The organism is Microbacterium sp. AC035 (assembly GCF_979258485.1).
This window is the reverse complement of sequence record NZ_OZ409858.1, coordinates 3,023,694-3,037,342: the sequence shown is the minus strand read 5'-3', so window position 1 is coordinate 3,037,342 and position 13,649 is coordinate 3,023,694. Positions and strand designations below refer to the sequence as shown.

The window sequence follows — 13,649 nt, the reverse complement described above, 5'->3', positions numbered from 1 at the left end:
GGGGATCAGCCCCCGACGTAGGGCCGCGCCGGTCGAGCCTCTTCTGCCAACGCCTGGCGGTGCGACGTCAGCGCAGATCGAACAGCCGTGTAGATCACGAGCCACAGGATCAGGATGCCGATCAGAAACCCGGCGACGTAGAAGAGGACGATGGTGAGGAAGGGATCCATGGCGTCAGACTAACCGGCCGCGTGTGCGGAGCAGCTAGCCTCCCGCCTCGAGCGACCTGTAGAAGTAGAACGCCCGCTCGCCGGTGTCGGGGTCGACGCCACTGAACCCGTGCCGTTCGTAGAAGCGCATCGCCCCGGCATCCGATTCATCGACGTTGATCTCGATCGCCGCGACGCCGAGTTCCCGGCAGATCTTGACCATGTGCCGGAGGATCGCGCCGCCGACACCGCCACCGCGATGGGCGGGCTCGACATACATCTCATCGAGCAGCGCGACCGGTCCGTCAGACCACACATTCGGGCGCAGGGTCACGAGCGCGAGGCCGACCGCGGGATCGCCGCCGAGCACCGCGAACGTCGAGGATCCGCCCAGCAGCATGCGCAACCGCTCGGCGAGCACCTCGACCCCCGGCGTCTCGGTGTCGAACTCCGTGTTGAAGGCATGCAGCATCTCGGCGAGACGGGCGGCGTCGTGCGGGGTGGCTCGACGGGTGACGGTGGTCATGTGGATGCCCTTTCTCGGGTCGAGCGCTTCGTCTCGGGCCGGCGGCGGTTCCGCCGGTTCACAACTCCGGAAGAACGAGCGGACCGACGCATCGGTCCCCCGGGATTCCGGGGCCGAGCCGGCGGACGCAGTCGCTTCTTCCGGAGTTGTGGACGTGAACCTCCGCGCGCCACGCTCGACGAAACGGGAGAACCCGATCAGGCGCTGTCCGAGTCGGCCTTTCGCGAACCGGCTTCGAGAACGTCGCCCGCCGGCAGTTCCTGGTGTCCGCCGAACTGCAGGCGCATCGCCGACAGCACCTGGTTCGCGAACTTGTCTTCGTCGCGCGAGGCGAAGCGCTCGAACAGCGACGCCGCGAGCACCGGCACGGGCACGCCCACGTCGACCGCGGCCTTGACCGTCCAGCGACCCTCGCCCGAGTCGGAGACCCGACCGGCGAGACCGTCGAGCTGCGGGTTGTCGGCGAGCGCGGCGGCCGTGAGGTCGAGCAGCCACGACGAGATGACGGATCCGCGGCGCCACAGCTCCGCGACCTTCGACGTGTCGATGGGGAACTGGTAGAACTCCGGCTCCTCGAGCGGGGCGATCTCGGCCGAGTGCTCGGCCTCGCGCACTCCGGCATCCGCGTTGTGCAGCAGGTTGAGCCCTTCGGCGATCGACGCCATGATGCCGTACTCGATGCCGTTATGCACCATCTTCACGAAGTGCCCCGCACCCGACGGACCGCAGTGCAGATAACCCTGCTCCTCGGGGGTGAGGTCTCCCGTGCGACCGGGGGTGCGCTCGATCTCGCCGACCCCCGGAGCGATCGTGCGCAGCACCGGCTCGATGCGCTGCACGGCCTCATCCGGTCCACCGACCATCAGGCAGTACCCGCGGTCGAGTCCGAACACTCCACCGCTCGTGCCCACATCGACGTAGTGGATGCCGCGCTCACGGAAGGCCTTCGCCCGCCGAACATCATCGCGGTAGTTCGAGTTGCCGCCGTCGATCAGGATGTCGCCCTCGTCGAGCACCGCCGCCGCCTGGTCGGCCACCATGCCCGTGAGCGATGCGGGCACCATCATCCACACCGCCCGCGGCGCCTCGAGCTTCGACGCCAGGTCGGCCATGCTGTCGGCGCCTGTCGCTCCCTCGGCGACCAGAGCCTGCACGGCATCCGCGTTCACGTCGTAGACCACGCATTCGTGCCCCGCCCGCATGAGGCGGCGCACGATGTTGGCACCCATCCGGCCGAGTCCGATCATCGCCAGCTGCATGAGAATCCTTTCGTCTCAGCCCCCGTGAGCCGAGTCGGGGCAATCCTGGCACGGGTGCGTGAGGTGCTCAATGGCGTTGCGCGGTGGTGCGCGCTCGGTGCGGGGTCAAAAACGCACCCGCAGCGCCCTCTTCCGATGCGAAAGTGACCCCGCACGCACCAGGCCCTCGGGCGGGTCGTGTCCCGCACGCGGGCTGACGGCATCCGATCCTTCCCCGATAGCCTGATGATGTTGATCGCGCGGGGGAGCTGTGCGACCTGACGACCGGAGATCTGATGCCTTCACCACGCCTTCGCACCTTCGCGGCATTCACCGTCGCCGCGTTCGGCGCGGCCGCCCTCGTGAGCTGCACCGCATCCGCCGACACCGGCGAGAACGGCCCGACCGAGGCGAGCGTCGCCGTGCTCGACGAGTTCTTCGCGCACCTCGAGCGCGGGGAATCGGCGGAGGCCGCGGCGATGACGAGCATCGAGTTCCCCGAGGAGTTCATCGACGAGGACTTCTATGCGGCATCCACTGCTCTGCCCTCTGACGCGAAGGTCATCGACGTCGAGGGCAGCGACGAGTACTCGGTCACAGCGACCGTCGAATACGTGCTCGACGATCCCGAGAACCCGATGACGGCGACCTACAAGGTCAAGAACAGCGACGGCGAGCGCCGGATCTCGTGGAGCCACGAGTCGTTCGGCGTGATCAACGTCGGCTCCCCGGGCCGGCTCGTGCTCAACGACGAGATGGAGTACCCGATCAGCGCCGAGGCGGAGCGGGTGTTCCTGCTGCCCGCGCTCTACGAGTTCACCTACGACGACCCCACCGGCACCACGCAGCTCGACCCCGACGGCACGAACGAGTTCACCGTCGCGTGGCCGATGGACGATCAGCCGCGCGACACCGAGTTTCCCGCCCGTGTGAATGTGAGCACTGCGAACGTGTCGGTGATCGCATACGTGGAGACCGAGATCACCGACGCCGTCGACGCGCAGATCGAGCAGCTCACGGCCGCCTGCGTGGCAGAGCGCTTGGCCGGGCCCTCGTGCCCTGCCTCGGTGGTGGAATACGACAAGCCGTTGGTCGACCCGTCGACCGTGCAGTGGCTGCAAGAGTCGGGATACGGCGTCGGCGGCACCGATGGGGTGGTCGAGTATTCGAAGGGGTTCACGCTCCTCGCCGACGGAGATTCCTACCCGACCCCCGCCGTGTACGAGGGCACCGTGACCCGGGATGCCGACGGCGTGGTGACCTTCACCCGGAAGTGAGCGGGCGGGTCGCCTTTCTCCGGGCCGCCCTCACAGATGCAGGCTCAGATCACGGATGCATGCCCGATCGGGCGGTCTCGGCATGCATGTGTGATCCGGGCATGCAGGTGTGAACGAGCCACGCCCGAACCTTCCGCACACGGGCCGAGGGCTCGCCGCGGATGGAAGGATTGAAGAATGACTTCCGGCACGTTCGACCAGATCACGCAAGACGACCTGCGCGCTGCGGGCAGCGTCAAATGGACGGCGTTTCCCGACACCATCGGCGCGTTCGTCGCCGAGATGGACTTCGGCCTCGCCCCCGCGATCAACAGCGCGGTGAAGGATGCCCTCGACCTGGGCGTCACCGGCTACCTGCCCGACAAGCTCGCGAAAGACCTGTCTGAGGCGACGGCCCGCTGGTACTCCGACTCGTACGGGTGGCAGATCCCCGCTGAGCGCGTGCACCATGTGCCTGACGTGATCGCGGCGTTCGAGCTGGCGATCGAGCACTTCACCACTCCGGGTTCGGCCGTGATCGTGCCGACTCCCGCGTACATGCCGTTCCTCATGGTGCCGCCCATGCGCGACCGGCGGGTCATCGAGGTGCCGAGCATCGAGGTCGATGGGCGCTGGGTCATGGACCTCGACGCCGTCGCACAGGCCTTCCGCGACGGCGGCGAGATGCTGGTGCTCTGCAACCCGCACAACCCGCTCGGAACCGTCGCGACCCGTGACGAGCTGCTCGCGATCGCCGACACGGTGACGGCGGCGGGCGGTCGCGTCTTCGCCGACGAGATCCACGCGCCCATCGTCTATGCCCCGGCCCAGCACATCCCCTACGCCTCGGTGTCGGATGCCGCGGCCGCACACACGTTCACCGCGACCTCGGCCTCGAAGGCCTGGAACCTCGCCGGCCTCAAGTGCGCGCAGGTGATCCTCTCGAACGACGCCGACGCCGAGCTCTGGGAACGCCTGGGCTTCTGGGCGGGGCACGGCACCTCGACCCTCGGCGTCATCGCCAACACCGCCGCCTACACGGGCGGCCGCGAGTGGCTCGACGGGGTCGTCGAGTACCTCGACGGCAACCGGCGGATGCTGGCGCAGCTCGTCGAGGAGAAGCTTCCCAGCGTGCGGATGATCGTGCCCGAGGGCAGCTACATCGCCCTGCTCGACTTCCGCGAGACGGGTTTGACCGGGGATCTCGGCGAGTGGTTCCGCGAGCACGCCGGAGTCGCGATGACGGATGGCGCCGCGTGCGGTGTGGCCGCCATCGGGTATACGCGCTTCGTCTTCGCGATGCCGCGTCCGATCATGGTCGAGGCGGTCGATCGGATCGCCGTGGCGCTGCGCGAGCGCGCCGCGAACGCGACCTGATCCAGGTCGCGGGCGAGGTCGTCGCCGCTGAGCGCTCGATAAGCGGATCCAGCGGGTCTCGGCTGTTCATGTCATGTCCCATCGTCGAGGGTCGTTACATGAGATATATCCGGCACCCCGGGGCTGACGGGTGGCTCGCTGTGAGAGCCCGGCGCGGGGCCAGTTGAGCACCGGAACTCGGCAGTTCGGATGCGCAACTGACCCCGCATCCGCCACGATGTGCGTTTCCGACCCGGCATCCGCAGGAGGCGTGCCGCACGATGCGTCAGCGAGCTCGAACGGCGGCCCCCATCGCGGCGAACGCCTCGTGCAGGATCGGCCGCGGCGTCGCGAACACGACTCGCACGAAATCCTCGTACCCGTGCCCGAGCAGTGCGCCCTCGGTCAGCACCACTCCGGCGTGGTCGCGGAAGAACGCGGCCGGAGGGCCGTCGATCCCCAGCGCACCCGTGTCGATCCAGCCGATGTAGGTCGCTTCAGGTTCGCGATAGATCGCTCCCGGAAGATGCTCGTCGACGAGGGCTGCCAGTAGGTGTCGCGTCTCGGAGAGGTACGCGAGCACCCCGTCGAGCCACGGCTTGCCCTCGCGATACGCCGCGGTGGATGCGACCACTCCGAGCGTCGCGGCGCCGTGCTGCACCGAGAACCCGAACCGGCGATAGAGCTGCTGGTCGGCATCATTCGAAGTGATCAGCTGTGCGGTCTTGAGCCCCGGGATGTTCCACGCCTTCGACGCGCTCGTGCCGGTGATCGTGTGCGCGGCCGTCACCTCCGACACCGATGCGTAAGGGATGAACGGACGACCGTCGAAGCGCAGCGGGGCATGGATCTCATCCGCGAACACCCGACCGCCATGGCGCTCCACGATCTCGGCCAGCGCTTCGAGTTCGGATCGTTCGACGACGGTTCCGGTCGGGTTGTGCGGGTTGCAGAGCACGAGCGTGCGGGCGCCCGCGGCGAACGCCTCGTCGATGCGCTGCAGGTCGTGATGCCAGCGTCCGTCGACCTCGACACCCGGGATCTCGATCACCGGATGTCCGATCGCCGGCAGATATGTCAGGAACGGCATATATGCGGGCGTGGGCACGATCACCGGCGATCCGGCGGGCGCATACTCCTCGACGGCGACGCGCAACGCGGCCATCACATCGGACACCGGATGCACGCGTTCGGGGTCGATCGCCCAGCCGTACTCGCCCTGCATCCATTCGGCGGTCGCCTCACCGAGCCTGGCCGCGAGCGGTGGAGACAGGTATCCGAGGTTCTCCTGGTCGATCGCTCGGTGCATCGCGTCGGCGATCACCGGCGCGACCCCGAAGTCCATCTCGGCGACCCACGCGCCGATGCGCCCCGGGTGCAGGCTCCACTTGCGGCTCTCGGGCCGATCGAGTTCGAACCTTGTGCGAGAGTCGAACGGATGCGGGTCGGTGCGCGCGCGGTCGTCGGTCATGGCGAGCGGCTCTCAGCCCGCGAACCGACATCGGACGACGGCGCCGGCCCGAGTGGTGCTCACGTGATCACCGTCATCGAGCGGCCGGAAGCGGCCGGCGGTCGGGGTCGTGGTCTCAGACACGGGTACTCCTTCACAGCGAGAGCTTCCACACTAAAGAAGGTCCCGCCGTCGCGCGATTCTCGTTTCAGCGCGTGACCGTCAGGATGTCCGGTCCCGTCAGCCCGCGAATGCGATCCCGCTCGCAGTGCGCACCAGCGTCGCGTTGTCGGGCGCCGTCCGCCCGTCGGGCAGCGAGAGCGTGTCTTCGAGTCCGATGCGCGAATCGAGCCCGAGCTCGACGGCGAGCGTGAACGCGGGCCACGCCGACCGCAGCTCCCCATGGAGCAGGATGGGGACGCTCGGCTCGTCGAGTCGAACGTGTGCGATCAGCCCCTCGGCATGGGGTCGCACGACCTCGACGGCCTCGTCGGGCAGTTCGATGAGCACGCGAGCGCACCGGTCGCGCACCGGTGACTGGCTCCAGGCTTCGAGTCCCGTGGCATCCCAGATGCCTGCTTCGACTCCGACACCTCGGCTCTGCAGCAGCTCAGCCACCCGGTCGGCGCCGGCCTCATGCCAATTGACGGATGCGACGTCGGGCAGTTCCGTCCACTCCGCGATCGCGCCCAGCCGCCGCTCGACGTCAGGCTCGATCCACGCACCGGTCGTCACACCGATCGGCACGTCGGGGCACGCGGCTCGCAACGCCCGCAACCACCGCTCGACGTCGTCGGCAGCGAGGCTGTCGTGCCCCGCAGCATCCTTCGGGTGCACGTGGATCTCCGTCGCCCCTGCGGCCACGGCTCGCGCGGCGTCGGCAGCCGCGAGGGTCGCGTCGGCACTCAACGCCGGATGATCTGCGGCGGAACGGGCGCCGTTGATGCACGCCTGCAGCAGCATCCGTCGCTCTGGTCTCTCTGCGGAATCCGTGACCATCAGTTCATGAGGTCGCGCGGATGCCAGTCGTGCAGGTTTCCGGTATCGGAGGGCCCCTCGTCGGTGCGCACGGTGTGCAGGACCTGCCGCGCTGCCGCTGCTCCGCGGCCAGCCCGGACGGCTTCGTCCTGGGTCTCGAAGCTCGAACCCAGGGTGCGGGATTCGCCCTCGATGCGGTTGAACCAGATCCCGTCACGTTGGAAGGTCTCGATGTCGCCTGCGGCCATGCCACGTCCTTTCGATCTACCTCCTTTCTACGCGAGGGCCCGGACGCCGGAGAGACCCTTGACAGCGTGCCGGGCAATCGTCGGGCGGGGGCCGTCGTCGCATTGGCATCCATCGTTCCCGCCCCAGTCGGAACGCAGCTACGCGACGTCGGTCGCCCGACCGATGGGCCTGAGTCGACTCGCCGAGTGACCGTACGCGACGCCGATCGCCAGGAGCACCACTCCATCCCCTCATCTCGGCATGCGATCGGCGACGGATTCGCCCCGCGGCGCTCGCCTCGCGCCGACCGCATCCACGTATTCCCGCGCACGTCAACCCCGATGACGATGGTCAGCCGACCGATATACGGTCGTCTGATGCATGCATGACCCGGATGCATCTGCAAGGAGCAAGTGATGACGCTGGAAGTGATCTCGCCCACGGCGGCACTCCTCGACGGACGATATGTACTGCACGACCGCGTGGGGCAGGGCGGCATGGCGACCGTCTACCGCGCCGAGGACACGCAACTCGGACGCATCGTGGCGATCAAGATGATCCACGAGGGCACGGGGCCCGTCGCATCGATCGAGCGCGCCCACACAGAGAAGGCGCTGCTCGCATCGCTGAGCCACCCGTCGCTCGTGACGCTGTACGACGCGCAGCTCATCCCCGGGCGACCCCAGTATCTGGTGATGGAGTTCGTCGACGGGCCCACGCTCGCCGGGCGCATGGCCGCAGGCCCGCTGCCGCCGCGAGACGTCGCACGCATCACGCGCGATCTCGCCCGAGGACTGACCGCCGTGCACGCGGCAGGGATCGTGCACCGCGACGTCAAGCCGTCGAATGTGCTGCTCGCGCAGAGCCGTTCCGGCGATCCCGTCGCCGCGAAACTCGCCGACTTCGGCATCGCCTGCTCGATCGAGAACACCCGGCTCACCACCCCCGGAATCGTGCTCGGCACACTCACATATATGGCTCCGGAGCAACTGCGCGACGCCGACCCCGGCACGCCGGTCGACATCTTCGCGCTGGGGCTGGTCGTGCTCGAGGCCCTCTCGGGAGAGACCGGGTATGCCGCGCTCGGCTCAGGACGTGCGGCGGCGATCGCCCGCCTCGCGCAACCGCCGAGGATCTCCGAGACGGTTCCCGAGGAGTGGCGCGATCTACTGACCGGCATGACGCGACTCGAGCCCGAGGAGCGACCGACAGCGGTCGAGGTCGCTCGCGTCGCGCGCGGCCTGCTGCGGGGCTACGCCGCGGATGTCGGCGGTTCCGCAGTCGCTGCGGCGGCCGCATCCATCGTCGCCTCTGCCGGCTCGGCTTCTGCCGGTTCGGCTTCGGCCGCGGGCGCGGCACCGGCGGCGGCAGATGCCGATGCGTACTCTGCCGCGAGTGCGAATTCGGCGGCGAAGGCCGGTGCAGAGCCTGCCGCGGGCCCGACCCCGGCGGCGGATGCCGGTGCACACCCGGGCGCGAATCCGGAGGCAGAGCCGGTCGCAGCACGATCGGGTGCCGACGACCCCACGCCGACCGGCGCGACGGCAGTGCTCCCGGCGACAGACGGCACCGGCGTCACTGCGGTCGACGGTGTCGCACCCATCACGGACGCGGCCGCGTCGCGCAACCGAACACGAAATCGTGTGCTCGCGGGCGCTGCCGGACTGGTCGCGACCGGGGCGATCGTCGTCGGGCTCGCGGCATTCACCGCCCCGACATCCCCCGACATGTCGAGGACCGCGTCTGCGCCAGTGGTTCGAGTACCGGCCGAGGCGACGCCGGTGGATGTGCCCGCGGCTCCCGTGGAGGTCGTCACCGAGTCAGAGGATTCCGGGAACTCCGGCGAGGGCGGGAAACCCGACGAACCGGGCAACTCCGGGAACTCGGACAAAGGCAACAAGGGCGACAAGGCCGACAAGGCCGACAAGGGCAACACGAACGGCAATTCGGGCAAGAAGTAGTCCTCGCCGATAGCTTTCCGATGTCGAGGGGCAGTCAGCTCCGACCCGTGTTCGCACAGTTGCCGCCGAGGCCTCCTCTGCGCGGTGCGCACTTCGCGCTACGCGCGGCCCCTCCATAACTCCGGATCCGTACGCCCGATCCGTCCCCTGGGCGGATCCTGAGCAGATCCGACAGCGAATCTCCGGAGTTATGGAGCGCGAACTTGTCAGCCCGCGTGCGCGACCCGCACGTCGAGCACCCATCATGACCGGCGGCGTGCGTCGCCTCCCGTGCGTGGGGTCAAAAGCGCATCCCCCGCCCTCGATTCGGATGCCTTTTCGACCACGCACCGGGCTCAAGATGCGTTTTCGACCACGCACTCGGCATGCTCTCCTGACCGGCGATCGGCCCACGGCATCCCCCGGTAGACTGGCCATGCCCCGCCGGCCCCTCATCTAGGAGTGCGCGTGACCACCGCCCCTGCACCTGCCCACAAGCACGTCCCCGACTCCGTCGAGAACGCCACCGCGACTCCGGAGAAGGAGCAGCCGTACGCAGCGCTGGGCCTCAAGGACGACGAGTACGCCCGCATCAAGGAGATCCTGGGCCGCCGCCCGACCTCCGGCGAGCTGGCCATGTACTCCGTCATGTGGTCGGAGCACTGCTCGTACAAGTCGTCGAAGAACTACCTGCGCCGCTTCGGCCAGAAGGTCTCCGACGAGATGAAGGAGCGCCTGATGGTGGGCATGGGCCAGAACGCGGGCGTCATCGACGTCGGCGAGGGCTGGGCCGTCACCTTCAAGGCCGAGTCGCACAACCACCCGTCGTTCATCGAGCCGTTCCAGGGCGCGGCCACGGGTGTCGGCGGCATCGTCCGCGACATCATCTCGATGGGCGCGCGCCCGGTCGCGATCATGGACGCTCTGCGTTTCGGCGCGATCGACCACCCCGACACCGCCCGCGTCGTGCACGGCGTGACCAGCGGCATCAGCTTCTACGGCAACTGCCTGGGCCTGCCGAACATCGGCGGCGAGACGGTCTTCGACTCCGTCTACCAGGCCAACCCGCTGGTCAACGCGCTCGCGGTCGGCGTGCTCCGCCACGAAGACCTCAAGCTGGCCAACGCGACCGGCGTCGGCAACAAGGTCGTGCTGTTCGGCGCCCGCACGGGTGGCGACGGCATCGGCGGCGCCAGCATCCTGGCATCCGACTCGTTCGACAGCACCGGCCCCACCAAGCGCCCCGCGGTGCAGGTGGGCGACCCGTTCGCCGAGAAGGTGCTCATCGAGTGCTGCCTCGAGCTCTACCGCGACGAGCTCGTCGAGGCCATCCAAGACCTCGGCGCCGCCGGCATCTCCTGCGCGACCAGCGAGCTCGCGGCCAACGGCAACAGCGGCATGAAGGTCTCGCTCGACAACGTCCTGCTGCGCGATCCGTCGCTCACGGCTGAGGAGATCCTCATGTCGGAGTCGCAGGAGCGCATGATGGCGATCGTCGCGCCCGAGAAGCTCGACGCGTTCCTCGCGGTCGTCGAGAAGTGGGACGTCGAGACGTCGGTGCTCGGTGAGGTCACCGGCGACGGCCGCCTCATCATCGACTGGCAGGGCGAGCGCATCGTCGACGTCGACCCCTCGACCGTCGCGGTCGACGGCCCGGTCTACGACCGTCCGGTCGCGTATCCGACGTGGATCGACGCGCTGCAGGCGGATGCCGCCGAGAACCTGCCCCGTTCGAACGACCCCGAGGTGCTGCGCGAGCAGTTCCTCAACCTGGTCGCCTCGCCGAACCTCGCAGACACTCGCTGGATCACCAACCAGTACGACTACTACGTGCTCGGCAACACGGCCCTCTCGTTCCCCGACGACGCCGGCATGATCCGCGTCGACGAGGAGTCGGGTCTCGGCTTCGCTATCTCGACCGACGCCAACGGCCGCTACTGCCAGCTCGACCCGTATGCCGGTGCACAGCTCGCACTCGCCGAGGCGTACCGCAACGTCGCCGTCACCGGTGCCGTCCCCACCGCGATCACCGACTGCCTGAACTTCGGATCCCCCGAGAACCCCGAGGTCATGTGGCAGTTCGGGCAGACCGTCGACGGCCTGGCCGACGGATGCTATGAGCTCGGCACCCCGGTCACCGGCGGCAACGTCTCGTTCTACAACCAGACCGGCGACGTGCCGATCCACCCGACCCCGCTCGTCGGCGTGCTCGGCATCATCGACGACGTCTCTCGTCGCATCCCGTCGGGATGGCAGGACGAGGGCCAGAACATCTACCTGCTCGGCACGACCTCGACCGAGCTCTCGGGCTCGGCCTGGGCCGAGACCGTGCACCAGCACCTCGGCGGACTCCCGCCGAAGGTCGACCTCGCGGGCGAGAAGCGCCTCGCCGGTCTGCTCGGCGCAGCCCGTGACGAGTGGCTGATCTCGTCGGCACACGACGTGTCTGAGGGTGGCCTGGCGCAGGCTCTCGCCGAGGGCGTCTCGCGCTTCGGCGTCGGCGCGCGCGTCTGGCTGAACGAGATCATCGAGCGCGACGGTGTGGATGCCGCATCCGCCCTGTTCTCCGAGTCGACCGGTCGCGTCATCGTCACCGTGCCCCGTGAGGACGACGTCAAGTTCCGCGGACTCTGCGAAGGCCGCGACTACCCGGTGATGCGCATCGGCGTGACCGACTCCGAGGGCGCGAAGCTCGAGGTGCAGGATGTCTTCACGGTTCCCGTCGCAGAGATCCGCGAGCGCTCGCAGGCGACCCTGCCCGCAGCCTTCGGACCGACAGTCAGCGAGCCGGTCAGCGCATGAGCGGCGACGGCCTGAGCGAGGACTACGGCGATCTCGGCGAGAAGCGCAATCGCCGCATGCGCATCGTCGCTTGGACCGTCATCATCGCCCTCATCCTCGGCGGCGGCGGAGCGACCGTGATCACGCTGCTGCTCGGCTGAGTCGGGGTCTGCTCCTTCCGGTTGTGATTCCTGTTCGTCAGGCACGAGTTCGGTGTGCCCGGACGACACTCCGGTGGTCGGAGTCGTCTTCTGCACCGGCATCCGTGATCTGGGCTTCTCCACATCCCCCGGAACGGGGCGCCTGAATGTAGGCACCCCCGCGAAGGATCCGAGGCATCACAGATCCAAGGGGGATGCCATGACCGAAGCCAAACTCGACCTGATCGCCAAACTGCTGGCGAAAGCCGAGAGCACCACGCCTGAAGAGGCCGAGGCTCTGACCGAGCACGCCGAGCGACTGATCGTCAAGTACGGGATCGAGCAGGCACAGATCGACGAACGACGTGGGCTTCTCGGTCAGGCGCAGGAGCAGATCATCACCGAGCGGATGCTGTTCCGCGGCGTCTATGCGAAAGATCTCCGCGAGATCGGCATCGGCGTGGCCGGAGGACTCGGCGCCGTGCGCCCGATCCTCGCCGAGTACCCGCCGATCGCGGGGCTGCTGCTGGTCGGGCACACGTCTGATGTGACGCAGGTGCAGACCCTGACAGCCAGCCTGCAGGTGCAGGCCATGGTCGCGATGCGCGGCTGGTGGCTCGAGCACCGCGCCTTCTACGTCGGCCAGCGCGAAGGCGTGAAACGGCGTGCGCGCAGCGGCTTCCTCCGAGGATTCGCCGTCGGCGCCATGAGTCGCATCGAAGAGAGTCGTCGTGTCGCCGTCGAAGACAGCGGAACGGGCACGGAACTCGTGCTCTCGTCACGGCGGAGTCGAGTGGATGCCGCAGTCGATGAGATGCACACCTCGCACGCCCGACGGCGTCGCGGTGCGGATGCCGGCTCCTTCGCGCACGGGCACCGATCAGGTCGAGACGCGCGCACTGGAGACAGGGCAGTGGCGGGAGGGTGACGCCGGGTCGCGGGTGTCGGTCGCCCATCAGGTCGCGGAGTCGGCATGGAGCTATTCGGTTCGCGGCGATGCGGGTCGCGCTCAGCTCGTCAGTTCGTGGTCGCTGCTGCAGGGGCGAAGAGATATCTGGAAAGGGCGACGATCGCCTCGGTGTCGTGCTCCTCGCGCACGAGGGATTCGACGATGATCGCCCCGAGGATCGCACGTCCCAGTTGCTCGACGGGTGCGTTCTGCGGAAGCTGGCCGTCGCGGATGCCGCCGCGCATGCGCTCGGTGAGGTACTTCTCGACGCCGAGGCTCTCGCCGAGGTGGGCTCCGACGCCCGCATCCTCCGTCGCCGCAGCGACGAGGGATCGGAGAAGAGCCCCTCCTTCGGGGGCTTCGAGGATCGAGAGCACGCTGCGCAGCCAGGTCTCGACGTCTGCGGCGAGGTCTCCGGTGTCGGGAACGATGAAGTCGACAGGGATGAGTCGACCTTCGGCGAGGCACTCGCCGATCAATGCGCCGCGCGACGGCCACCAGCGATAGATGGTCTGCTTGCCCACCCCGGCCTCCTTCGCGATCCCCTCGATCGTGAGCCGGTCGTACCCCTGGTTGTGGAACAGTCGAGAGGTCGCGTCGAGGATCGCCTCCCGGGCAGCCGTGCTGCGCACGGGTCCGCTTCGATGCTCGTTCACCA

Annotated in this window: 13 protein-coding genes; 6 read left to right on the top strand and 7 right to left on the bottom strand. The window is 68.4% G+C overall.

Annotated elements, in window-relative coordinates:
- Positions 1–5: 5 nt before the first annotated feature.
- From ACZ0AA_RS14695 to gnd, 3 genes are all read right to left on the bottom strand, one after another.
- Positions 6–170, bottom strand: coding sequence for a hypothetical protein (locus ACZ0AA_RS14695; protein ID WP_463513370.1), 165 nt, complete (start codon positions 168–170; stop codon positions 6–8).
- 34 nt (positions 171–204) lie between these two features.
- On the bottom strand, positions 205–675 hold the full coding sequence (locus ACZ0AA_RS14690) for a GNAT family N-acetyltransferase (protein WP_463513369.1): 471 nt from the start codon (positions 673–675) through the stop codon (positions 205–207).
- A 197-nt stretch (positions 676–872) separates the two neighbouring features.
- The gene (gnd, locus tag ACZ0AA_RS14685; protein ID WP_463513368.1) at positions 873–1,934 is read right to left on the bottom strand and encodes a phosphogluconate dehydrogenase (NAD(+)-dependent, decarboxylating); all 1,062 of its coding nucleotides are present in this window, start codon (positions 1,932–1,934) and stop codon (positions 873–875) included.
- Between the two features lie 275 nt (positions 1,935–2,209).
- Between gnd and ACZ0AA_RS14680 the strand changes: the two genes are divergently transcribed.
- Positions 2,210–3,190 carry a hypothetical protein gene (locus ACZ0AA_RS14680; RefSeq protein WP_400863056.1) on the top strand — a complete coding sequence of 327 codons (981 nt, stop codon included), beginning with the start codon at positions 2,210–2,212 and terminating at the stop codon, positions 3,188–3,190.
- 177 nt (positions 3,191–3,367) lie between these two features.
- Positions 3,368–4,546, top strand: coding sequence for a MalY/PatB family protein (locus ACZ0AA_RS14675; protein WP_463513367.1), 1,179 nt, complete (start codon positions 3,368–3,370; stop codon positions 4,544–4,546).
- Between the two features lie 265 nt (positions 4,547–4,811).
- Here ACZ0AA_RS14675 and ACZ0AA_RS14670 read toward each other — a convergent pair whose 3' ends face one another.
- From ACZ0AA_RS14670 to ACZ0AA_RS14660, 3 genes are all read right to left on the bottom strand, one after another.
- Positions 4,812–5,996 (bottom strand): MalY/PatB family protein, encoded by a 1,185-nt coding sequence (locus ACZ0AA_RS14670; RefSeq protein WP_463513366.1) that lies wholly within the window; start codon positions 5,994–5,996, stop codon positions 4,812–4,814.
- A gap of 219 nt (positions 5,997–6,215) precedes the next feature.
- Complete coding sequence (locus ACZ0AA_RS14665; RefSeq protein ID WP_463513365.1) at positions 6,216–6,974, bottom strand: 3-keto-5-aminohexanoate cleavage protein; 759 nt, start codon at positions 6,972–6,974, stop codon at positions 6,216–6,218.
- A complete protein-coding gene (locus tag ACZ0AA_RS14660; RefSeq protein WP_463513364.1) occupies positions 6,974–7,201 on the bottom strand; it encodes a DUF2188 domain-containing protein in 228 nt (75 codons plus the stop codon). The genes ACZ0AA_RS14665 and ACZ0AA_RS14660 overlap by 1 nt, the downstream gene beginning before the upstream one ends.
- Positions 7,202–7,597: 396 nt before the next feature.
- On the opposite strand from ACZ0AA_RS14660, the gene ACZ0AA_RS14655 reads away from it, so the two are divergent.
- From ACZ0AA_RS14655 to ACZ0AA_RS14640, 4 genes are all read left to right on the top strand, one after another.
- Entirely contained in the window at positions 7,598–9,142 is a 1,545-nt protein-coding gene (locus ACZ0AA_RS14655) for a serine/threonine-protein kinase (protein WP_463513363.1), read from the top strand.
- 447 nt (positions 9,143–9,589) lie between these two features.
- Positions 9,590–11,923 (top strand): phosphoribosylformylglycinamidine synthase subunit PurL, encoded by a 2,334-nt coding sequence (purL, locus tag ACZ0AA_RS14650; RefSeq protein WP_463513362.1) that lies wholly within the window; start codon positions 9,590–9,592, stop codon positions 11,921–11,923.
- Positions 11,920–12,063: a hypothetical protein gene (locus ACZ0AA_RS14645; protein WP_167947250.1), complete on the top strand. Its 144-nt coding sequence runs from the start codon at positions 11,920–11,922 to the stop codon at positions 12,061–12,063. The genes purL and ACZ0AA_RS14645 overlap by 4 nt, the downstream gene beginning before the upstream one ends.
- 199 nt (positions 12,064–12,262) lie before the next feature.
- On the top strand, positions 12,263–12,970 hold the full coding sequence (locus ACZ0AA_RS14640) for a DUF2786 domain-containing protein (protein WP_400863071.1): 708 nt from the start codon (positions 12,263–12,265) through the stop codon (positions 12,968–12,970).
- A gap of 89 nt (positions 12,971–13,059) precedes the next feature.
- Here the strand turns inward: ACZ0AA_RS14640 and ACZ0AA_RS14635 are convergent, their stop codons facing one another.
- Positions 13,060–13,647, bottom strand: coding sequence for a TetR/AcrR family transcriptional regulator (locus tag ACZ0AA_RS14635; RefSeq protein WP_400863073.1), 588 nt, complete (start codon positions 13,645–13,647; stop codon positions 13,060–13,062).
- Positions 13,648–13,649 lie beyond the last annotated feature (2 nt).

Bases quoted from the DNA above. Each gene is read 5' to 3' on its own strand.
- ACZ0AA_RS14695 (WP_463513370.1), bottom strand. From the start codon at position 170: ATGGATCCCTTCCTCACCATCGTCCTCTTCTACGTCGCCGGGTTTCTG.
- ACZ0AA_RS14690 (WP_463513369.1), bottom strand. From the start codon at position 675: ATGACCACCGTCACCCGTCGAGCCACCCCGCACGACGCCGCCCGTCTC.
- gnd (WP_463513368.1), bottom strand. From the start codon at position 1,934: ATGCAGCTGGCGATGATCGGACTCGGCCGGATGGGTGCCAACATCGTG.
- ACZ0AA_RS14680 (WP_400863056.1), top strand. From the start codon at position 2,210: ATGCCTTCACCACGCCTTCGCACCTTCGCGGCATTCACCGTCGCCGCG.
- ACZ0AA_RS14675 (WP_463513367.1), top strand. From the start codon at position 3,368: ATGACTTCCGGCACGTTCGACCAGATCACGCAAGACGACCTGCGCGCT.
- ACZ0AA_RS14670 (WP_463513366.1), bottom strand. From the start codon at position 5,996: ATGACCGACGACCGCGCGCGCACCGACCCGCATCCGTTCGACTCTCGC.
- ACZ0AA_RS14665 (WP_463513365.1), bottom strand. From the start codon at position 6,974: ATGGTCACGGATTCCGCAGAGAGACCAGAGCGACGGATGCTGCTGCAG.
- ACZ0AA_RS14660 (WP_463513364.1), bottom strand. From the start codon at position 7,201: ATGGCCGCAGGCGACATCGAGACCTTCCAACGTGACGGGATCTGGTTC.
- ACZ0AA_RS14655 (WP_463513363.1), top strand. From the start codon at position 7,598: ATGACGCTGGAAGTGATCTCGCCCACGGCGGCACTCCTCGACGGACGA.
- ACZ0AA_RS14645 (WP_167947250.1), top strand. From the start codon at position 11,920: ATGAGCGGCGACGGCCTGAGCGAGGACTACGGCGATCTCGGCGAGAAG.
- ACZ0AA_RS14640 (WP_400863071.1), top strand. From the start codon at position 12,263: ATGACCGAAGCCAAACTCGACCTGATCGCCAAACTGCTGGCGAAAGCC.